The 21330-nt window shown below is 56.0% G+C and carries 16 protein-coding genes; 11 read left to right on the top strand and 5 right to left on the bottom strand.

Annotated elements, in window-relative coordinates; all coding sequences use genetic code 11:
- Nucleotides 1-46 precede the first annotated feature (46 nt).
- From A2V21_306170 to A2V21_306135, 8 genes are all read left to right on the top strand, one after another.
- Nucleotides 47-2488 (top strand): DNA gyrase subunit A, encoded by a 2442-nt coding sequence (locus A2V21_306170; protein OIJ73887.1) that lies wholly within the window; start codon nucleotides 47-49, stop codon nucleotides 2486-2488.
- 72 nt (nucleotides 2489-2560) lie between these two features.
- Complete coding sequence (locus tag A2V21_306165; GenBank protein OIJ73886.1) at nucleotides 2561-3322, top strand: hypothetical protein; 762 nt, start codon at nucleotides 2561-2563, stop codon at nucleotides 3320-3322.
- A complete protein-coding gene (locus A2V21_306160; GenBank protein OIJ73885.1) occupies nucleotides 3319-4317 on the top strand; it encodes a glycerol-3-phosphate dehydrogenase in 999 nt (332 codons plus the stop codon). Before A2V21_306165 ends, A2V21_306160 begins: the two co-directional genes overlap by 4 nt.
- A gap of 419 nt (nucleotides 4318-4736) precedes the next feature.
- On the top strand, nucleotides 4737-7100 hold the full coding sequence (locus A2V21_306155; GenBank protein ID OIJ73884.1) for a hypothetical protein: 2364 nt from the start codon (nucleotides 4737-4739) through the stop codon (nucleotides 7098-7100).
- Between the two features lie 52 nt (nucleotides 7101-7152).
- A complete protein-coding gene (locus tag A2V21_306150) occupies nucleotides 7153-7845 on the top strand; it encodes a hypothetical protein (GenBank protein ID OIJ73883.1) in 693 nt (230 codons plus the stop codon).
- A 28-nt stretch (nucleotides 7846-7873) separates the two neighbouring features.
- The gene (locus A2V21_306145) at nucleotides 7874-9220 is read left to right on the top strand and encodes an aldolase (GenBank protein OIJ73882.1); all 1347 of its coding nucleotides are present in this window, start codon (nucleotides 7874-7876) and stop codon (nucleotides 9218-9220) included.
- 63 nt (nucleotides 9221-9283) lie between these two features.
- On the top strand, nucleotides 9284-9853 hold the full coding sequence (locus A2V21_306140; GenBank protein ID OIJ73881.1) for an elongation factor P: 570 nt from the start codon (nucleotides 9284-9286) through the stop codon (nucleotides 9851-9853).
- Nucleotides 9854-10264: 411 nt separating this feature from the next.
- Nucleotides 10265-12163, top strand: a complete 1899-nt coding sequence (locus A2V21_306135) for an excinuclease ABC subunit C (GenBank protein OIJ73880.1) — start codon at nucleotides 10265-10267, stop codon at nucleotides 12161-12163.
- A gap of 23 nt (nucleotides 12164-12186) precedes the next feature.
- Here the strand turns inward: A2V21_306135 and A2V21_306130 are convergent, their stop codons facing one another.
- Nucleotides 12187-12819, bottom strand: a complete 633-nt coding sequence (locus tag A2V21_306130) for a hypothetical protein (GenBank protein OIJ73879.1) — start codon at nucleotides 12817-12819, stop codon at nucleotides 12187-12189.
- A gap of 216 nt (nucleotides 12820-13035) precedes the next feature.
- Between A2V21_306130 and A2V21_306125 the strand changes: the two genes are divergently transcribed.
- The 3 genes from A2V21_306125 to A2V21_306115 all read left to right on the top strand — a co-directional run bounded on the left by A2V21_306125 (nucleotide 13036) and on the right by A2V21_306115 (nucleotide 16638).
- Nucleotides 13036-13350 (top strand): transporter, encoded by a 315-nt coding sequence (locus A2V21_306125; protein ID OIJ73878.1) that lies wholly within the window; start codon nucleotides 13036-13038, stop codon nucleotides 13348-13350.
- A gap of 171 nt (nucleotides 13351-13521) precedes the next feature.
- Nucleotides 13522-15951 carry a DNA internalization-related competence protein ComEC/Rec2 gene (locus A2V21_306120; GenBank protein OIJ73877.1) on the top strand — a complete coding sequence of 810 codons (2430 nt, stop codon included), beginning with the start codon at nucleotides 13522-13524 and terminating at the stop codon, nucleotides 15949-15951.
- A 168-nt stretch (nucleotides 15952-16119) separates the two neighbouring features.
- Complete coding sequence (locus A2V21_306115) at nucleotides 16120-16638, top strand: hypothetical protein (protein ID OIJ73876.1); 519 nt, start codon at nucleotides 16120-16122, stop codon at nucleotides 16636-16638.
- A 96-nt stretch (nucleotides 16639-16734) separates the two neighbouring features.
- Here A2V21_306115 and A2V21_306110 read toward each other — a convergent pair whose 3' ends face one another.
- The 4 genes from A2V21_306110 to A2V21_306095 form a co-directional block, all read right to left on the bottom strand.
- The gene (locus A2V21_306110) at nucleotides 16735-17577 is read right to left on the bottom strand and encodes a metal-dependent hydrolase (GenBank protein OIJ73875.1); all 843 of its coding nucleotides are present in this window, start codon (nucleotides 17575-17577) and stop codon (nucleotides 16735-16737) included.
- A gap of 145 nt (nucleotides 17578-17722) precedes the next feature.
- Nucleotides 17723-18895, bottom strand: coding sequence for a TIGR00299 family protein (locus A2V21_306105; protein OIJ75076.1), 1173 nt, complete (start codon nucleotides 18893-18895; stop codon nucleotides 17723-17725).
- Between the two features lie 12 nt (nucleotides 18896-18907).
- Complete coding sequence (locus tag A2V21_306100) at nucleotides 18908-19657, bottom strand: 1-(5-phosphoribosyl)-5-amino-4-imidazole-carboxylate carboxylase (protein ID OIJ73874.1); 750 nt, start codon at nucleotides 19655-19657, stop codon at nucleotides 18908-18910.
- A gap of 4 nt (nucleotides 19658-19661) precedes the next feature.
- Nucleotides 19662-21263: a hypothetical protein gene (locus A2V21_306095; protein ID OIJ73873.1), complete on the bottom strand. Its 1602-nt coding sequence runs from the start codon at nucleotides 21261-21263 to the stop codon at nucleotides 19662-19664.
- Nucleotides 21264-21330: the final 67 nt, after the last annotated feature.

Genomic DNA, 21330 nt, shown 5'->3' with positions numbered 1-21330 from the left:
AACCGGATGTTTTTATTAAAAATTACCGCTTTTCAAGCGAGGGGAAATGGCACAGGAACAGATACCGGTCTATATAGAAGATGAGATGAAAAAGTCCTACCTGGACTACGCCATGTCGGTAATCGTCGGCAGGGCGTTGCCGGACGTGAGGGACGGCCTCAAGCCGGTGCACAGGAGGATACTCTTCGCCATGCACGAGATGGGGGTAGAGTGGAACAAGCCCCATAAGAAGTCTGCCCGCGTGGTCGGAGACGTCATAGGTAAGTACCATCCCCACGGCGACATGGCGGTCTATGACGCCATAACAAGGATGGTCCAGGACTTCTCCTTGAGGTATCCGCTCATCGACGGACAGGGCAACTTCGGCTCGATAGACGGCGACCCTCCGGCGGCCATGAGGTACACGGAAGTCAGGATGGCGAAGCTGGCGAGCGAGCTCCTGAAAGACATAGGGAGGGAGACCGTCGACTTCCAGCCGAACTACGACGAGTCCATGAAAGAGCCGGTCGTCCTGCCCGCAGCCTTCCCCAGCCTCCTTGTGAACGGCTCATCAGGCATAGCCGTGGGCATGGCGACCAACATGCCCCCCCATAACCTCTCGGAAATAATAGACGCGCTCATCTATATAATAAACAAGCCGGACGCCTCGGCCAAGGACCTGCTTAATCTGGTGCCTGGCCCGGATTTTCCGACCGGCGGCTTCATAAACGGGCGCAAGGGCATAAGGGACGCCTATGAGACCGGCAGGGGGGTACTGCAGCTACGCGCAAAGGCCTCCATCGAGAAGAACCCCAGGACAGGGCGGCAGTCTATCGTCATAACAGAGATACCCTACATGGTCAACAAGGCCAAGCTCATAGAGAGCATAGCCGGGCTTGTGCGCGAGAAGAAGGTGGAGGGCATCTCTGACGTAAGGGACGAGTCCGACCGCGAGGGCATGAGGGTGGTCGTGGAGCTAAAGAGGGACGAGATAGCAGAGGTAATCTTGAATAACCTCTACCTCCATACCCAGATGAAGACCTCCTTCGGCATCATAAACCTCGCTATCGTAAACGGCCAGCCAAGGGTACTGCCACTGGCGCAGCTCCTGAAGGAGTTCGTGAGGTTCAGGAAAGAGGTCGTAGCCAGGAGGACCGCCTTTGATCTCAGGAAGGCCCGCGAGCGGGCACATATCTTGGAAGGCTTGAAGATCGCCATCGACAGCCTGGACGCTGTAATAAAGTTGATACGCGCCTCCAAGGGCCCTCAGGAAGCCAAGGCAGGGCTCGTAAAGAGCTTCGACCTCTCGGAGATACAGGCCCAGGCGATCCTCGAGATGAGGCTCCAGAGGCTCACCGCCCTCGAAAGGGACAAGATAATAGCTGAGTACAAGGAAGTGCTGAAGCTCATCAAATCGCTCGAAGAGATACTCGCGAGCGAAAAGCTCCTCATGGGGGTGGTCGTAGACGAGCTAAAGGAGATAAAGGAGAGGTTCGGCGACGCCAGGAGGACCCAGATAGTCGACGAGGCCGGGGAGATAACGCTCGAGGACATCATAGCCGAAGAGGACATGGTCGTCACCATCACCAGCGGCGGCTATATAAAGAGGAACCCTACGAGCCTCTTCAAGATCCAGCGTAGAGGCGGCAAGGGGAAGATGGGCATGACCACCAAGGAGGAGGACTTCGTATCCAACCTCTTCATCGCCTCCACCCACAGCTATATACTCTTCTTCACCGACAAGGGCAAGGCCTACTCGCTCAAGGTCTACGACCTGCCGCAGGCCGGAAGGGCGGCAAAGGGCAAGGCCATAGTGAATATCCTCAATATAGCGGATGAGAAGATAACGGCTTTCCTCCCTGTGCGCGCGTTCAAGGAGGGGAGCTTCATCACCATGTGCACGGCCCATGGTGTGATAAAGAAGTCCGACCTCATGAGCTTCTCGCATATCCGCTCCGGCGGCCTCATAGCCGTAAGCCTCGACGAGGGCGACAGCCTCATATCGGCCCGCCTCACCGACGGCAAGACGGACCTCTTTCTCGGCACGCGCATGGGGCAGGCCATAAGGTTCCACGAGGACGAGGTCAGGGAGATGGGGCGCCAGGCCAGGGGTGTTAAGGGCATCAAGCTCGACGAAGGCGACAGGGTAGTCTCCATGGAGATGATCGAGGAGAACGCGACGGTACTGACCGTCACCGAGCACGGCTTCGGCAAGAGGACCGAGTTCGCCGAGTACAGGGGGCAGGGCAGGGGCGGCAGCGGCCTCATAAACATCAAGATAACCGACAAGAACGGGCCTGTGGCCGGGATAGTCAAGGTCGTCGATACCGACGAGCTGATGATATCCACGAGCGCTGGCAAGATCATAAGGATAGCCATGAAGGACGTCCATGTGATAGGCAGGAACACGCAGGGCGTTAAGCTCATGGACATAGAAAAGGACGAGCACATAACCGGAATAGCCCCGATAGCCGAAAAAGAGGACGATGGGGAAGCTGAAGAGGAGTGAGCCCTGTCCCCTTATAGACCCGCCCTTCCCGGCATAAAAAGAGAGGCGCGGAAAAGCCTTGTAAGGGCGCTCTTGCTCGGCGTCTTCTTAAGCCTTCTCCATGGCTGCTCTATAGACCAGGCCATGGACGATTTCGATGAGGCCGGGTCTTTCCAGCGCCTCGGCAGGCACAGGGAGGCCATTGAGCGGTACTCCTATGTGGTCACGAGATACCCCGAAAGCGAGCTTGCCCCCAAAAGCCAGCTCAAGGCCGCCTCGATCTACGATAAAGACCTCAAAGACGACGAAAAGGCCATAGCCGCCTATTCAGCCCTCTTTTTCATGTACCCCGATTCGGCTGAAACGGTCGAGGGGAGAGAGGCCCTCGCTGAGCTCTACTCCGGAAAGGGCGAGCATCGCTCTTCCATAGAAGAATACCAGAGGCTCTACGAATCGGTCCCGGCGTCGAGGCAGAGGTTCCAGTACCTTATAGCCATGGAATACATGCGGATGGGGGACCTGAGGCAGGCCAGGGCCGAGCTGGTGGAGCTAAATAATATCGTCGCGAACCCGGGTTTGAGCCCGCGCATCCGTATGCACATAGCCGAGACCTATCATATAGAGGGCATGTACAGTGAGGCCCTCCGCAGGTATGACGAGATAATAGGGAGGTTCCCGGAGAGCCAGGCGGCGGAAGAGGCCGCGATGGCTAAGGCCGCCATCTACGAGGACGAGGGTTCTTACGCGGAGGCTCTTCGGGTGCTCTACGCCCTTAAAGGTAAAAAAGAGCTTCCGGGGCTGGATGAGAGGATATCAGCGTTGAAGAAGAAGACCGGAAAAAGGGGAAGGGGCTGATGGAGGATCTGACCGTACTCGGCGCTGGCAGCTGGGGCACGACACTCGCGTTGCTGCTCGCCCGTAAGGGCAAAAACGTCAGGCTCTGGGCGAGGTCGGCGGAGGTCTGCGAGTCGATATCCTCCCGCCGCGTAAACGAGACTTACCTGCCCGGGGTGAGGCTGCCGGATAATCTAATGCCCCTTGGAAGCCTTGAGGAGGCCCTCGCCGATTCGCGTTTCATTGTGAGCGTCATACCCTCTCACGGGGTTAGGGATGTTTTCAGCGCAGCTAAAAAATTTATCAGTGAAGGCTCTCAGGTCGTCAGCGCCACAAAAGGGATAGAGGAAGGGAGCATGCTGACCCCGAGCGGGGTGCTCTCAGAGGTCTGCGCAGGCCTGGACGTCTCCATCTCCGTCATCTCAGGACCGTCCTTCGCAAGCGAAGTGAGCGCGATGCTCCCGGCAGCGGTATGCGCCGCGTCATCTTCGGCCGAGCCGGCCATCAAGGTGCAAAATGAATTCTCCACGAGTTATTTCAGGGTCTATACCAATAGCGACGTAACAGGGGTAGAGCTTGGAGGGGCGCTCAAGAACGTGATCGCCATAGCCTCTGGCATATCTGACGGCCTTGGGCTTGGCCACAACGCCAGGGCCGCGCTTATAACGAGGGGTCTGGCAGAGATGGCGAGGCTGGGCAGCCGGATGGGCGCCATGCCTGCTACCTTCGCGGGCCTCTCCGGGCTCGGGGACCTTGTGCTCACCTGCACCGGCCCCTTGAGCCGTAACTACTCGGTCGGGGTCTCGCTTGGCAAGGGCATGACGCTGGCAGAGATCATCGGGGGGATGAAGTCGGTTGCCGAGGGGGTGAAGACCTGCCGGGGCGCAAGAGAGCTGGCAGGCCGGCATGGCGTTGAAATGCCCATCACAGAGGCTGTATTCTCTATCCTCTACGAAGGCAAGCAACCGAGGGAGGCGGTATTGGAGCTTATGAACCGTGACCTCAAGGGCGAGTAGGCCTTTAACAGGCATGAAATAAGTCCATCTGCGTCGTTGGCTTCAGAAGCTCGTCACTGCGGCGTACACTCCAAGTACGCCTCATTCATCAAACGGCGAGAATCGCCTCGCATATGGTTTTTAGAGCAGCCTGAATAAAATCTGTGTTTTTCAGCAACCTGTTAAAACCTGAGAAAAATACCGGACGGTTCGATGTGTCTCCTGGAAAACCAGCCCTGGACTAAAAGTCCGGTCCGGCCCATTTTTTCCTACCTGCCTTCGTCAAAATCAGCTAAAATATTTCAAATTTCATCCGATAAGGATAAATTAGCAGCAAAACCAGGGAAAACACGGATTAACCCCCACCGGGCCGCCGTATTGTTAAGGCTTGGGGCATCTAGCACCTCTGACGGTCTTATCTCGCGTAGCAGTTGACAGGTATGCTTAAGAAGAGCTTACATTCCAGGATCCTCGTCCTTATCGTCGGGCTCATCACCGTCGGCGTTGTCATCTCCATATATTGGGAGATCAGGAACAAGGAGCGGGAGCTTCTCGATGAGAAGCTCCGGGCCTCCAGGTTCATGTCCCAGCCTATCCTTACCGCCATCTACGAAGACATGCTCGAGGAAAGGGCAGACCTCGCGCGCCATCTCGTAAAGTCGATATCAAAGACCCACGGCATAGAGAGTGTTTTCATCGTAAGGAGCAACGGGGTCGAGGAGGCGTTCAAGGACTTCAAGACCATCACCGCCGTGGAAAGGGAGTTCGGCGAGACCAGGACAGAGTGGCTATCAGACCACCCGGACGAGCAGTACAACGTCGCCAGGGGGGTCGGCACGCCCCAGTTCAAGGAGGCGTTCGCCAAATTCAGCCGGGACTGGCAAAGCGGCGATACATACTATATAGACAGGACCGGCAGCCAGCCGCTCCTTACCTACCTGCAGCCTATCGAGAGGAAGCCGAAGTGCAAGAGCTGCCACACGAGCGAGGGCGCAAGGGGCATACTCGTCATCAGGACCTCTCTTGCGGATATGTACGACGCGCTCGCCAAGGGCAGGAACCAGTGGATATTATCGGGCTTCTTCGCCATCTCCATAGGCGGCATCCTGCTCTCTCTGCTTATCCAGAAGTCGATAACCGGCCCCATAAGGAGAAACGTCGAGGTCATAAAGAGGATAGCTGACGGCAAGGCCGGGATAAACGAGAGGATAAGGGTCGACGCTCAGGACGAGATAGGCTACCTGGCGAACGCCTTCAACAGCATGCTCGACTCGCTTGAGAAGAGGGCGGAGGAGAACACCAAGCTCTTCGCGCTTGTCATAAAGAGCAAGGAGGAGTGGGTCGCTACGTTCGACGCCATCCAGGACCTCATCTCCATACACGACAGCGAGTACAGGATAATAAAGATAAACAAGGCCCTTGCCAGGAAGTTCAACTCCACCCCTGAGGAGCTTATCGGGCGCAAGTGCTATGACCTGCTCTACTGCAGGAAGGACGCCAAGGATATCTGCCCTCACGCCAAGACCATGGCCACCGGCGAGATAGGCTGCGTCGAGCTCGAAGACATGGTCTTCGAAGGGAGCTATAGCCTCACGACCTTCCCGGTCTTCAACGACGAGGGCAAGGTATGGGCGAGCGTGCACGTCGCGAGGGATATAACCCAGGAGAAGCTCCTGCGTGAGCAGCTGCTGCATTCAGAGAAGCTCTCCAGCCTTGGAAAGCTCGTCGCCGGAATAGCGCACGAGCTCAATAACCCCCTCATGGGCATCATGGGCTTCAGCCAGATACTGATGGACACCCCGGGGGACAAAAAGCTCGACGACATAAAGGACAAGCTCCGGAAGATCTACCACGAGTCGCTCCGGACCGCGAAGATAGTCCAGAACCTGCTGACGTTCGCGAGGGCCAAGAAGACCGAGAGGGAGTTCCAGAACATAAACGAGATAATAAGACATACGATGGAGCTGCGCGAGTATTCGCTCAAGGCTAACAATATCCTGGTCTCCCTCGACCTCGCGGAGCGGCTGCCGAGGACCATGGTAGACCTCTTCCAGATGCAGCAGGTCTTCATCAACATCATAAATAACGCCGAGGACGCCATGGTGGCCTCGAAAGGCAAGGGCCGGATAGATATATCCACGCGCCTCGACGGGGGCAGGATCAGGATAACGTTCAAGGACGACGGCCCGGGCGTGTCGAGGGACGTCATCAACAAGATATTCGACCCGTTCTTTACGACCAAAGAGGTAGGCAAGGGCACTGGCCTGGGCCTGTCCATAACGCACGGTATAGTGACCGAGCACGGCGGGACTATCGACATATCGAGCCCGGAGGAGGGCGGCGCCGTGGTGACGGTCGATCTCCCCATAGTTGAAAAGCACGAGTGGGCCGACACGGGTCTATCGGTCGTTCCCGGCCCTTCGAAGGCGAGCCCGCCTGACGGGAAGAAGATACTGATAGTGGACGATGAGAAGTCCATAAGAGAGACGCTTGAGGATATCTTCGGCAGGAACGGCTTCCGGGTCCAGACCGCGAGGGACGGACGCGAGGCCCTCGACATCCTGGAGAAGGAGAAGTTCGCCATCGTAGTGACCGACGTGAGGATGCCCGGCTACGGCGGGACCGACCTCTATGACAATATCCTCAAGAAGCATGCCTATCTCGCTGACAAGGTCATAATACTCACCGGGGACGTCTTCAGCAAGGACGTGAAGGACTTCCTCGCAAGGAGTGGTTGCCCTTACGTACTCAAGCCTTTTGAGCCTAAAAAACTCCTCGAACTGGCCCAAAAACTCCTGTCTTAAAAGTGGCGGTCCCTTTTTCACCTCATTTTTTTCTCTGCTATAATAGGACAGTTTGAAAATCTCCGTTATAATACCGGCCTTGAACGAGGCGGGCCATGTCGCGGCTGCCATCCGCTCAGCTATGGGGGCAGGCAGGGCGGGCGCTGCCGAAGAAGTGATAGTGGCCGACGGCGGCAGCTCTGACGGGACGGCCGAAGCCGCGATCCTGGCCGGCGCGAAGGTCATAAAAGCGCCAAGAGGCAGGGGGGGGCAGATGGACGCGGCCTCCGAGGTCTCAAGCGGCGACGTACTCCTTTTCCTGCACGCCGATAGCAGGCTCCCGGAGGGGTGGCGCGAGCACGTTGACATGGCGCTAAAAGACGATAGGGCCGTTGCCGGGGCGTTCAGGTTCGTGGTGGATGCCCCCGGGCTCCGCTTCAGGCTCCTTGAGGCAATGGTGAACCTGAGGGCAGGGCTCTTCGGGCTCATATACGGGGACCAGGCCATTTTCTCAAGGAAAAATGCCTTTATAGGGGCCGGTGGTTTCAGGAAACTCCGCTTGATGGAAGATGTCGATTGTGTTAGAAGGTTAAGGGTCCATGGCAGTGTGGTGCTTTTAAGGTCCGGCGTTCTCACCTCGCCAAGGCGCTGGGAGAACAAGGGTATTATAAGGAACGCCTTCGGGAACCTTATCCTCCTTTTTCTTTATTACGCCGGGTTCTCTACTGAAAGACTCTACAGAGTTTACTATAAAAAAACGGATTGACCTTTAGGTGGCGAAAGGAGGGGTTATTATGGAGTTTAAATCCATAGGCGGTCTGTATGACGCTCTCAAGGGGGCCGTCAAGGAAATCAGGGAAGGCGCCGTCGAGGTGCTCGACGAGAAGCTGTTGCGCGCCTCAGCGATAGACAGGCTCATCTACAACGCCGTCTTCAGCTCCAACGCTGAAGTGAGGGACGTCTCAAGGAAGCTTATAAAGTTCATCGGCGGCAGCCTCGGCATAAAGTCGGCCTCCATTCAGGGGCTATACGAGGCCATGGGCAGGGGGGAATGCGGCGGCTTCACGGTCCCGGCCATAAACATAAGGGGTCTTACCTATGACACCGCGCGCGCCATATTCAGGTCGGCCATCAAGCATAACTCCGGCGCGTTCATATTCGAGATAGCCAAAAGCGAGATAGGGTATACGGAGCAGAGGCCGGCGGAGTATTCTGCCTGCTGCATAGCCGCCGCCATAAAAGAGGGGTACAGGGGGCCGGTCTTCATACAGGGCGACCACTTCCAGGTCAACGCGAAGAAGTACGCGCAGGACAGGGACGCAGAGGTGGCCGACCTCAAGAAGCTCATAAAAGAGGCGATAGATGGCGGCTTCTACAATATCGACATAGACGCCTCGACAGTAGTAGACCTTGCCAGGCCCTCGGTAATAGAGCAGCAGAGGCCTAACTTCGAGACCACGGCGGCCCTTACCGCTTATATAAGAGAGAACGAGCCTGCCGGTATAACGGTCTCCGTAGGCGGCGAGATAGGCGAGGTCGGCGGGAAGAACTCGACCGAGGAAGAGCTGAGGGCCTTCATGGACGGCTTCCTTTCAGCGCTCCCCAGCGGCAGGAAGGGCATAAGCAAGATAAGCATCCAGACAGGCACGGCCCACGGCGGTGTCGTCCTTCCTGACGGCAGCATAGCGAAGGTAAAGGTCGACTTCGATACCATCGCGAGGCTCTCGAAGGTCGCAAGGGAGGTCTATCATCTCTCCGGAGTAGTACAGCACGGGGCCTCTACACTGCCTGACGACGCCTTCGACCTCTTTACCAGGAACGGGGCCTCCGAGGTGCACCTTGCAACCGGCTTCCAGAACATGGTCTATGACAACCCGGCCTTCCCCGATGACCTGAAGAAGGATATATACAGGCACCTTGCCGAGAAGCACTCTGATGAGAGAAAGGCAACGGATACCGAAGAGCAGTTCATCTACAAGACCAGGAAGAAGGGCTTCGGGCCTTTCAAGGAGAGGGTCTGGACCATGGACGAGGCCCGGAGAAAGGCCATCTGCTCGGAGGTCGAGAAGAAGGTCGACCTGTACTTCGACAGGCTCAGCGCAAAGGGTACCAGGGAGCTGGTCGCGAAGCACATTAAGTAGTGAAATAGGCAAGCCCGTATGTTATAATTCGTTGATACAAGCCGAAAGGAGCAGCATACTTACATGATCGCGGCAACACAGCTGAGGGTCGGGATGACGATCCTTTTTAACGGCGAGCCGTACAGGGTCGCCTCGGTCCAGCATATTACGCCCGGCAACTGGCGCGGCATGGTGCAGACAAAGCTCAAGCACTTGAAGACCGGTTCAAGCGCCGAGAACAGGTTCCGCTCGGAGGACAAGATAGAGAAGGCCCAGCTCGAGCAGCACGAAATGGAGTACCTTTACGACGACGGCGGCGATTACCACTTCATGAACAGCGAGACCTACGAGCAGGTCGCCCTCTCAAAGGAGACGCTCGGGGATAACGTCTATTACCTGATCCCCAATATAAAGTTCATGATCGAGTATTATAACGACGCCCCTGTCGGCGTGGAGCCGCCCAAGGTGGTGGAGCTCAAGGTCGTCGATACCGCCCCTTTCATGAAGGGGGCGACGGTAACCGCCTCGCAGAAGCCGGCCACCCTTGAGACCGGCCTTGTCGTCAACGTCCCCGGCTTTATAGTGGCAGGAGAGGTAATAAGGGTCGATACGACTGAAGGGAAGTACCTCGAAAGGGCCAAGGCGGCCCAATAAGGTTACAGGCATGAAATAAGTCCATCTGCTTCGTTGTCTTCAGAAGCTCGTCACCGAGGCGTACTCAAAAAAAGTACGCCTCATTCCTCGCTCCCCGATTTAATGTCTCACAATAATCCCCCTTAGTCCCCCTTTAGAAAAGGGGGAGATCAGAATCTTTCAGTAAATATTCAAGGAACCCTGCCGGAATCGGGCAGGGTTTTTTATTTGCCTTGAGATCTCTGGCATTACGCACTCAGTGCAGGGTAGGGAAAGGGGCGAGCGAGGAGGAAGGTGGCGGAAAGCGAGCCTTATGCCCAAAAAAGCGCGGCAGAGCGCAAGAGTGTCTTATTGCAATAAACTCTGAAAATGGCGAGAAGTTTATAAATACAGATTTGTAATACGGAAATCTTCTATGCCATAATATAAATTATGACTATCGATATCGAAGAGAAGCTCGCGAAGCTGCCCGCGCTTCCTGGCGTCTATATCATGAAGGGCGCCGGGGGGGAGGTCCTCTACATCGGGAAGGCAAAGGAGCTTCGGTCCCGGGTGCGCTCGTATTTCAGGGAGACGGGCGGGGACGGGCGCTATACCGTCAGGTTCCTTTCCTCGAAGGTGCGCGATATCGACTACATCGTTACCACCAACGAGAAGGAGGCGCTCCTTCTCGAGGACACCCTTCTCAAGCGGCACAAGCCCAGGTACAACATCCGCCTGAAGGACAGCAAGACCTATGTGAGCATAAGGATAACCGTAAACGAGAAGTTCCCCCGCGTACTCGTCACAAGGCAGAGGAAGAAGGACGGCTCGAGGTACTTTGGCCCGTATATCTCCGCCCGCGAGGTGCGCGATACCATAAAGTTCATCCGCAGGATATTCCCGCTCTGCGTCTGTTCGGAAGGCGAGTTCAGGAACCGGGTAAGGCCCTGCCTCGACTACCAGCTCGGCCTCTGCCCTGCCCCTGCCGTGGGCCTTATAACGGAAGAGGCCTACAGGGAGCTGGTGGATAACGCCATCATGTTCCTTGAGGGGAAGAACAGGGAGCTTATAAGAAAACTGAAGGAGGAGATGAGCGAGGCCTCAAGGGCCCTTGAGTACGAGAAGGCGGCAGGGCTTAGGGACAGGGTGCTCGCAATAGAAGGCATGCTCGAAGAGCAGAAGGTCGTAACCCACAGGTCTATCGACCAGGACGTCTTCGCCTTCGTGCGGGAGAAGGACTCTGTCGTCCTGCAGGCCCTGTTTATCAGGGAGGGGAGGCTCACCAGCGGGAACGACTATTACTTCCACGACGCGGGCCTTCCGGACACGGAGATAATATCGTCTTTTGTGGCTGAGTACTACCGTGGCGAGCGCTTCATACCGGACGAGGCCATCGTGCCGGTGAGGCTCGATGACAAGGCGGTTATAGAGGAGTGGCTATCGGAGAAGAAGGGGAAAAAAGTGGCTGTTACCCTGCCCGAGCGCGGGGAGAAGGTCAAGCTCCTTGAGATGGCCGCCTCAAACGCCCGCGAGGCATTGAGGAGAAGGGCCGAGGCCTCGTCCGCGAAGGCCGGTATACTCGAAGAGCTAAAGGCGAGGCTCCATCTCAGGGGCACGCCGAGGCACATAGAGGCCTTCGACATCTCTAACATCGGGGGCAAGCACCCTGTGGGCGCGATGGTCACGTTCAAGGACGGCTCTCCGGAGAAGGGCTCGTACAGGCTCTATAAGATAAAGGGGCTGGAGGGGCCGGATGACTACGCCATGATGCACCAGGCGCTCTCGCGGAGGTTCTCAAGGGGGGAGGCCGGCGAGTCTGAAAGGGCCCTTTCGATGCCAGGCATGGTGCCGCCAGACCTGGTGCTGCCAGACCTTGTGCTGGTAGACGGCGGCAAAGGGCAGCTCAACATAGCCCTTGAGGTTTTAAAAGAGCTTGGGGTCACTGGGGTAGAGGTGAGGGCGCTCGCGAAGGACAGGGACGACGAGTCTTTAAAGAGAAAAGGGCTTAAATCGAAGGGCGAGCGAGTATTCATCCCGAACGTTAAAGAGCCCATACTCCTCAAGGAGGGCTCAAGGCCCGACCTTCTCGTAAGAAGGATAAGGGACGAGGTACACAGGTTCGCCATCTCCTACCACAGGAAGCTCAGGTCAAAAGAGGTGGCCTCGCTCATAGACCGGGTCCCGGGGATCGGGGAGAAGAAGAAAAAGGCGCTTTTTGAAAGGTTCGGCGACCTTGATTCGATGGTGAACGCTCCTTTATCCGAGCTTCTCTCAGTGCCCGGGATAACCGAGAAGCTCGCGAATGAGATAAAGAAGCTTAAAGGGGCGGATGCCGGCGAGAAGCCTTGAGCAGGGCAAGAAAAGATTGCCGGTTATGATATGTCATCCGTTCCGGAATCCCCGTAAAGCCTTTGGGCGCAGTCCGGGCATATGCTGTGGCTGAATTCCGCCTCTGAGCGCTCCGCGATATATTTTTCAATCGTCTCCCAGTGGCCTCTGTCGTCCTGGATCCTTTTGCAGGATGCGCACACCGTCATCATCCCGCTTAAGACCTTTACCTTCCTGAGGGCTTCGTTGAGGTCGACGTTGAGGACCCTGAGCTTCTCCTCGTTTGCCTTTCGCTCGCTTATATCTACCCAGGAGATGACGGAGCCGGTTACCTCACCTTCGTCAAAGACAGGGCATGCGTTCATGAGGATGCAGACCCTCGCCCCGTTCGGCTTTCTGAAGATCCACTCCTCGTTTTCGATGCATTCCCCTTTTGTCAGCGTTCTGAAGATAGGGAACTCTTCTTTTTTTGGCCTTGATACTCCGTCGCTTTTAAAGATATCCCATCTCTCTATCAGGTCATCCTCTGTCGCTCCCTCAAGCTCCTCTCTGGAGCGGCCCACTATCCGGGCCGCGTATCTGCTTACAAGGACTACTCTTTGTTTTTCGGCATCTATTATGGCGAGCCCTTCCGGAACTCGCTCGAAGATGATATCCAGATACCTTGATTTTTCCATATACTCAGTTCTCTCTCTCTCTCTCTGTAGAAAAATTATCCATGTTCATTTCACCTCCCAGATTGATTATATACGATGCTTTGCGGGGCTGACGGGGAGGCCATTTTTTTTGCCCGGCATATGATTATTGCGAAGCTTGACTGGCCGGCAAAGTGAGCTAACATTAAATTAGCCGGTGTAACAGGAGTCGTTCAAAATTCCTTTAAGGAGAGCGATATGATAAGGCCTGATCGTATCTTGAGATACTTTGCATGTGTCGTGCTGATAACTATTTTAACGGGATGCGCTTCCACTGAGAAGACAAAGAGCACCGGGGAGTATATAGATGACGCGGCTATCACAGCCAAGGTAAAGGCCGAGATCATAAGAGAACCTTCATTGAAGGCGCTTCAGATAAATGTCGACACCTACAAAGGGGCGGTCCAGCTAAGCGGTTTTGTTGAGTCGGAGGCAAGCGTCAAAAAGGCGGGAGAGGTTGCGGCAGGTGTTTCTGGAGTCAAATCGGTTAAGAACAACCTCATCGTAAAATAGCCGGGTTAGGCTGATATCATACGGCCATACGGCCATGGCCGTATGGCCCAGGAGTAGCCTCCAATCATCCCCTCTCACGGGCTGATGGCCCGTCAAGCCGCGCGGTATCCAGTTTTTAGTTCAAAAGAAGCCTCTCATGTGTTACAAAGGTCCCATCCCCGCCACACTCCTATGCGCCCACTTGTGCCTGTCGCCATTTCCTTCATCTCCGGGATAATCGTCTCGGAGAGCCTGTGCTGGTCCTATGGGCTTGTCCTTTCAGCCATCTTTTTTTCCGTCATCATATTGGCGGCCTCTTATCAATCGGGGCTAAGGTTCAGCCGCCTCGCGGCCGTCCCGGCCTTCTTCTTCACAGGCGCGCTCTTTATAATCCCGTATTCGCGCCCTGATATAGACCCTGAGCATATCTTGAGCCGCGTGCAGAGGGAGAGTTTATTCACCGAAAAGGCGGGCCATGTGCTCGAAGGGCGCGTGCTTCAGGTCGAGCCGTCCGGCAAGAGGACGAGATTTTATCTTGAGGTCGAAAGGTACCGCGCCCCCGGGGGCTGGGAGGCATCTTCCGGGAAGGCCCTCCTCAGCGTGAACGGCAGGGCAGGCATCATGCCCGGGGAACGGATACGGACGATGGCCATACTTGACGAGCCATGGAACCTCGGCAACCCCGGTGAGTTCGATTACAGGAAGTTTCTCGAGAGAAAAGGCGTCTTCGTTACCGGCTACATAAAGAGCGAGAGGCTCATAGAGACCGTCTCTCTTAAGCGCCCCGGCCTTATCCCAATCGACGAGATGAGAAGCCGCATAGGAAGATTCATAGACTCAAGCGGGCTCAGCAACGGCGAGCCGCTCAAGGCGCTCATCATCTCAGGGCAGGGAGGCATAGACAAAAAGCTAAAGGACGCGTTCGCTGCAACGGGGACAGCGCACATCCTGTCGATCTCCGGGCTGCACGTCGGCATGGTGGCGGCCTTCTCATACGGGCTTATCCTCTTTCTCATGAAGAGGTCTGAGAGGCTTCTCCTTGCGGTGAACGTCAGGAAGGCCGCGCTCGCTATTTCGGCGGCGCCGGTCTTCTTCTATGGCATGCTGGCGGGCTTTCCGTCGCCGACCCAGCGGGCGGTCATAATGGTCCTCGCCTTTACGGCCTCCTTCGTTATCGGCAGGGGAAAGGACTATCTCAATACGCTCGCCATGGCCGCCATTATAATCCTGGCCATAGCGCCATATTCGGTCTGGGACGTCTCTTTTCAGCTTACCTTTGCGGCTGTCGCCTCTATCATAGTCCTTGTGCCATGGATGGAAGGGCTATTAAATAAAATCGGTGCTGGTAAAGATACGTTAGGGCAGGCAAATAGAGGGGAGAGGGCCATGTTATTCCTCAAAAGAAAGCTCTTGCCGATAGCGCTCATGACCGTCGCGGCTGGCATCGGCACATCTGCTGTGCTTGCGTACCACTTCCACAGGGTCTCGATGGTAGGCCTTGCGGCCAATCTGGCCGTGGTGCCGCTCTCCGGTATTGTCGTCCCGCTTCTATTTATGTCAGCAGTCATTCTACCGGTATCTTCAACGATAGCCCTCATCCCCCTCCATATAGCTGACTTTACCTTCAATATAATAGCCATCGTCGTCGAGTTCTTCTCCTTCTTCCCGTTTGCCTCTGCCTGGGTCTCCCCGCCAGCGCTCCATGAGATAGCCTTTTTTTACGCCTTTGCGCTCTCTATCGCCTCTATGGGCAGATGGACAGCGATGAGATACGCGGCGCTGGCAGCGGCGTTTTTACTGGTGGCGAGCTACGCGGCAAGGGGCTATCTGACGGAGGACCCTCCAGCGGGGCTACGGGTCACTTTTCTAAGCGTGGGTCAGGGCGATTCATCATTCATAGAGTTCGCAGACGGCCAGACCATGCTCATAGATGGGGGCGGGAGCAACAACCCGGATTACGATACCGGGGAAAGGGTCGTTGCCCCGTTCTTGAGGATAAAAAGCATAAAGCGGATAGATTACATGGTATTGACCCATGCGCAGCAGGACCATATGGGCGGCCTCAAGTTCATTGTGGATAATTTTCATGTGGGTGAGTTCTGGTGGAACGGAGACGGGGATATCGGAGAGCTTGGGGCGGCCCTCGGCAGGACTGGTGTGCCTGTAAGGAACGTTAAGGATCTGCCCGGAAGAAAAGAGATAGGCGGGGCGTCCATCGATATCCTGCCCCCGGCGGAAGGCGTTGCCCTTGACATGAACGATAAGTCGGTCGTGATGAGGGTCAGCTACGGATGGAAGAGCTTTCTTTTTACAGGCGATATCGGGGAGAAGGCGGAGGAGCTTCTGTTGAATAAACCTGTGGCCGCTACCGTCCTCAAGGCCCCGCATCATGGCTCGAAATATTCATCGAGCCCGGGGTTTCTTTCTATGGTAAGCCCAAGGTTTGTGGTCGTATCCGCGGGCAGGCGGAACGCGTTCGGGCAGCCCCACCAGGAGGCGCTCGATAGGTATTCCGCGGCTGGCGCGCGTATCATCAGGACAGACGCAAGCGGGGCCGTTTTCTTTGAGACCGACGGCAGGCGTCTTGACGCGAGGGCATATTTGACTGAAGGGGAGCTATAGATTATACTTTTTTAATGACGGCACAGGTCGCCCCTGCGGCCGTTCACCATTAATGTTACATACAGCTATATCTGATTGAAGAGATGATATTTTGGGTTCCCTTCTTTCATAAAGAGGGGTCAGGGAGATTATTTTGAGGGAATTAATAAAAACAGAAGAGGTCCCATCATGAGGCTCCTATTTTTTCTGGTTTCAATGCTCCTTGCCGCCGCCCCGGCCTTCGCCGACCTGTACCAATGGACCGACATGGCGGGGACCGTTCACATAACCGACAGCATGGAGAAGGTCCCGCAGGAGTACCGCGCCAAGGTACGGATAATCAAGGAAGAGCCCAAGGAGGGGGCGCCTGGGCTTGAGATGACTACCCCGAAGCCGCTCGGCGCGGAGCCTGGGAATCTGCTCTACGGCGACAATACCCTCGAATGGTGGCGGCAGTCGTTCATCAAGAAGAAGAACGATATAAACGAGATGCAGTCGGCGATAAGCGTTAAAACCCAGTTCATGGAGGTCTACGAGGGGGGCAGGAGGTTCGGGCAGGTCTACGCGCCAGAGCACGTCGCCCAGTACAACCTTTACAGGGAAGAGTTGCCGGAGGACCTGAGAAAGCTCACCGAACTCAGGTCGGAGTATGAGGAGCTGCAGAGAAGGGCGACGATAGCCGGCGTGCCGAGAGAGATAAGGGAGTAGTAATAAATAAAGGGACCCATGCGGGTCCCTTTATCAGCCTGGACGTGATCTTGAGTTCTTTGGCAAGCAGCCAATCCATACCTTCGCTCAACCCCGCTAAAGACTTACCTCTGTCCCCGCAGCCACCGCGAAGCACTCAAGGCTTGAGCCCTTCTTTTTTATCACCTCTTTGCATTCTCTGACTATCTCGTCCACCTGGGCATCTGTCCTGTCCTGGTTCTGGTGGAAAAGGCCAAGTCTCTTAACGCCGGATCCGATCGCGAGATCGAGCGTGTCGAGGTAGGTCGAATGGCCCCAGCCCCTTGTCTCGCTTTCGTACTCCTCTTTCTTATACTCCGCGTCATGGAAGAGAAGGTCCGCCTTCTCGCAGAAGCGCTTGTAGTCGTCGTAGCCGACCCCGAAGGGGTGGCGGAAGGCAAGCTCGTTATCGGTAAGGAAGACGAAAGACCTGCCGTCCTCTTCGAGCTTGTAGCCCAGCCCGTGGTTGGGATGGCTCAACGGGATGGTGCTGATGTTGACGGAGCCTATGGAGTAGCTCTTTGGCCCCATACCGAGGAAGCTTATGTCCGCGTTTATGTCCTCGAACTCCACAGGGAAGTTTGGCGCGGTCATGGTCTTGGAGATGATCTTCTTGAGAGAGTCCTGGGTGGTCTCCGGGCCGTATATCTTTATCTCGCTCTCTTTCCTGTAGATCGGCTTGAAGAACGGAAAGCCTGAGAGGTGGTCCCAATGGCCGTGGGTGAGAAGGAGGTGCATCTTTCGCTGGCCCTCAGCCACAAGCCTTTTGCCGAGGCGCCTTATGCCGGTGCCCGCGTCTATTATGATGAGGTCACCCGAGTTGCTTATGACCTCGACGCAGGTGGTGTCTCCGCCGTACTTTATGTAATCCTTGCCCGATACCGGGATGGACCCTCGCGAGCCCCAGCAGCGTATCAGCATGGATGTCCTGTCTTGTTATCGGATATATGGAGGGTCATCAGGCAAGTGTCCCTGGTTTTTTGGTTCCAGGTAGAATTATAGCAACGTATTATAATGAGATGTGTGACTTTAGTCAACCCAAGATGTAAAAGTTTTAAGGACTGCTTCATCTGATAGTCTTAATGGCGGCGGCCCTGGCGGCATCGATTATGATCTTAAGGGGCACGCCCTTTTTCTCCGCTATCGCGCGGCATTCCTCATATTCCGGCTGGATATTGACGGCAATCCCGGCGCGGTAAGAGGCCTTGACGGAGACGTTACCGTAAGGGGTCTTTACTTTAAAGCTCTTCCTCTCAAGGCAGCGCCTCTCGACAGTGTAGCTCCGTATTCCGATAGAGGTGGACTCCGCGAAGATAGTCTCAAGAAGCCTCTCCCTGTCGGTGGCGGCGGCAAGCGCCGTAAGCAGCACGCCAGGCCGCCCCTTTTTCATCTGGACGGGTGTGTAGAAGGCGTCGAGCGCGCCGGCTGAGATGAGCTTTTCAAGGAGATACCCGGCCACCTGCGGGCTCATATCGTCTATGTTTGTCTCGAGGACGTAGACCTTTTCGTCTCCAGTGCCATTTTCAGCAGAGCCGAGGAGGGCGCGCAGGAGGTTGGCGCGTTCTTTAAAGTCCTTTTTCCCCGCGCCGTAGCCAGCTTTTTCTATTGTCATGGATGGCATGGGGCCGAAAGAGGAGGCTATGGTCTTCATTATCGCCGCCCCTGTCGGGGTCGTAAGCTCGAACGGGGCGGTGGATTGGGCAATGGGCACGCCCTTCAATATCTCCAACGTAGCTGGCGCGGGTATCGGGATGCGGCCGTGCATGGTATCTGCCCAGCCGGTGCCCAGGGGTAGCGGTGAGCATACGACCCTGTCGGCTTTAAGTGAATCTACAGCTATCGCCGCGCCTACGATGTCAATGATGGAATCCATCGCGCCTATCTCGTGGAAGTGGACGGCCTCTGTTTTTACATTGTGTATCCTGCCTTCGGCCTCGGCTATCAACCTGAATATATCGGTGGCGAGTTTTTTGACCGCGGGCTTCAGCTTGCTTCCAGAGATTATCTTCTTGATGTCCCTGAAGCTCCTGTGGTGATGGGCCTCATGGAGCTTTACCCTGAATGACGTGCCTGTTATCGAATGGCGCGTCTCTTTCCTTACCTCGACATCTATTCTGTCCACGGGAAGCTTCTTTAGCTCGCGGAGTATCATCCTGTGGTCAACACCAAGGTCTATGAGGGCGGCGAGGAACATGTCCCCGCTTACGCCCATTGGACAGTCGAAGTAGATGGTCTTCATCTCGATCAATACCTATTCCCTGTTTATAAGGCTCGCCACGTAGGCCGCGCCGAATCCGTTGTCGATATTCACGACAGATATCCCCGCGGCGCAGGAGTTGAGCATCGCCATGAGGGTCGTGATGCCGCCGAGGTTGGCCCCGTAGCCTACGCTCGTCGGTACGGCTATGACAGGCCTGGCGACCATACCGGCCACCACGCTTGGCAGGGCCCCTTCCATGCCTGCCACCACTATCAGCACGTTGGCATCCCATAGCTCTTCTTTTTTGTGAAGGAGCCTGTGTATCCCGGCAACACCTACGTCATAGAGGCGCTTTACCCTGTTGCCCATGCACTCGGCGGTCGTAGAGGCCTCTTCGGCAACAGGGATGTCTGAGGTGCCCGCGCAGATGACGAGCACAGTCCCCTTGCCTGTCGGCTTCACCGGGTTTGACTTTATGAAAAAGGTCCCTGATATCTCCCTGTACTCGCCTTTGGGGAAGGCCTTCTTCAAGGCCCTGCCCTTTGACCTCTGAAGCCTTGTTATGAGCACGTTCTCTTTTCTGCCAAGCATGCTTTTAATAATGGCCTTTATCTGGGCGATGGTCTTGCCCTGGCCGAAGATGACCTCCGGGAAGCCCTGGCGAAGCGCCCTGTGGGAATCGAGGGTGGCGAAGGGAAGCTCTTCGAAAGGGAGCTTGCGCAAGGCGTCGAGGGCCTCCGCGACTTCGACATTCCCCTTCTTTACGCCTTCGAGGAGTTTTTTAAGTACCTTTACGTTCATATCTTCACGCTGTTGCGAGCGCCTTTGAGATTATCTGCTGCACGTCGAGGAGGAATACAGGCCTGCCGTCACCCATGATCGTCAAGCCCGATGCCCCCCAAAGCCTTGATATGGGCGGCAGAAGCGGTTTTACGTAAGCGTCTATCTCGTCCCCGAAGTCGTCCACCTTGAGGGCCGCGAGATGCCCGGAGCCGCCCAGGGAGAGCCCTCCGTCAACCACTACAAGGGTATGTATCTCACTCTCTTTTTCAGCTATTCCGAATAGCGCGGCAAGCTTTATGACAGGCACCTCTGCCCCATCGAAGCTAAAGACTCCCCTCTCGATATCTCCGTTGCTGACCTCTATTACCTTTTCTATCTTTGAGATGGGCAGGAGAAAGGCCTCAGGTCCAATATTTACGATGAGGGCCTTTGTTATCGAGGTGGTCCTCGGTATCGCCATTATTATACTGGTACCTTTGCCGCGGGTCGACTCGAGGTCGAGGGCGCCGCCAAGGGCCTCTACAGAGTCCTTTACAACGTCCATGCCGACTCCCCTGCCGGATGTCGCCGTGATCTCGGCAGCGGTACTGAGCCCGGGAAGGCAGACGAGCTTCAGGAAATCGCTTTCCGGCATTGAGGCGAGCTTCTCTTCCGGGATGCCGCTGGCTAACGCCTTCTCCTTGAGTTTTTCCCTGTCTATGCCCCTGCCGTCGTCGGATATCTCGATTACCGCCCTGTCCTTCCTTGTATATGCCCTTATCCTGATGGTCGCAACCGCGGGCTTCCCGGCAGCCGCTCTTTCCTGCGCGGTCTCTATGCCATGGTCTACAGCGTTCCTTATAATGTGGACGAGCGGCGAGGATAGGCCTTCCAGTATGGCCCTGTCGAGGCTTATCTCCATGCCCTCTGTTGCAAGCGTGACCTCCTTGCCGGAGCCGCTTGTAAGGTCCCTTATGAGTCTCGGAAGGCCGGCGGCAAGGTCCTCAAGCGGCAGCATCCGTGCCGAGAGGATACTGTCGTGGAGGGCGCTTATCGATTTGCCGAGGACGTAGACCCCTTCTTTGAATTCTATCGAGCGCGAGGAATGGGAAAGGGCCTTGAAGGACGAGAGCGCCATGAAAAGGCCGCCGACGGTCGCGAGCAGGTCGTCGAAGACCCGTCCTTCCACCTTCATGACGTCCGAGAGCCTCAAGGCCGCCTTTTGAGGAGCGGCGCCTGAAGGCGCTGACGGAAGCGTGGGAGCCTCTCCGGATGCGGCCTCCTCAAGCTCCTTTAAAAGGGGCTCAGGCTCAAGGTCGAGAGGCTCGTCCTTTTCGACCTTATCGGTAAGGGAGCGGAGCGCGTCCAGGCACTTGAGGAGCACGGATGCCATCCGGCTGTTAAGGGTAATCTTGTTTGAGCGGAGCTTGTCGAGGAGGTCCTCTTCGGCGTGCGCGAGCCTTGTGACGGGAGTATATCCCATGGAGGCCGACATACCCTTTATGGAATGGTAGTGCCTGAAAAGGGCGTCAAGCACGGGCTTGTCAGCCGGGTCTTTTTCGAGCGCGAGAAGGCCGGCCTCTATCTCCGAGAGGTGGGTCTTTGTCTCCTGCAGGTATATTCCCTTGTATTTGGAGATGTCCATGTAGTGGGTGGCTTATCGCTGACAGGCATGAAATAAGTCCATCAGCTTTGTTGTCTTCAGAAGCTCG

The organism is Deltaproteobacteria bacterium GWC2_55_46 (genome assembly GCA_001595385.3).
Taxonomy (GTDB): domain Bacteria; phylum Desulfobacterota; class GWC2-55-46; order GWC2-55-46; family GWC2-55-46; genus UBA5799.
Note: the sequence above shows the minus strand (reverse complement) of the source record. Positions and strands in the feature narration are given on the sequence as shown.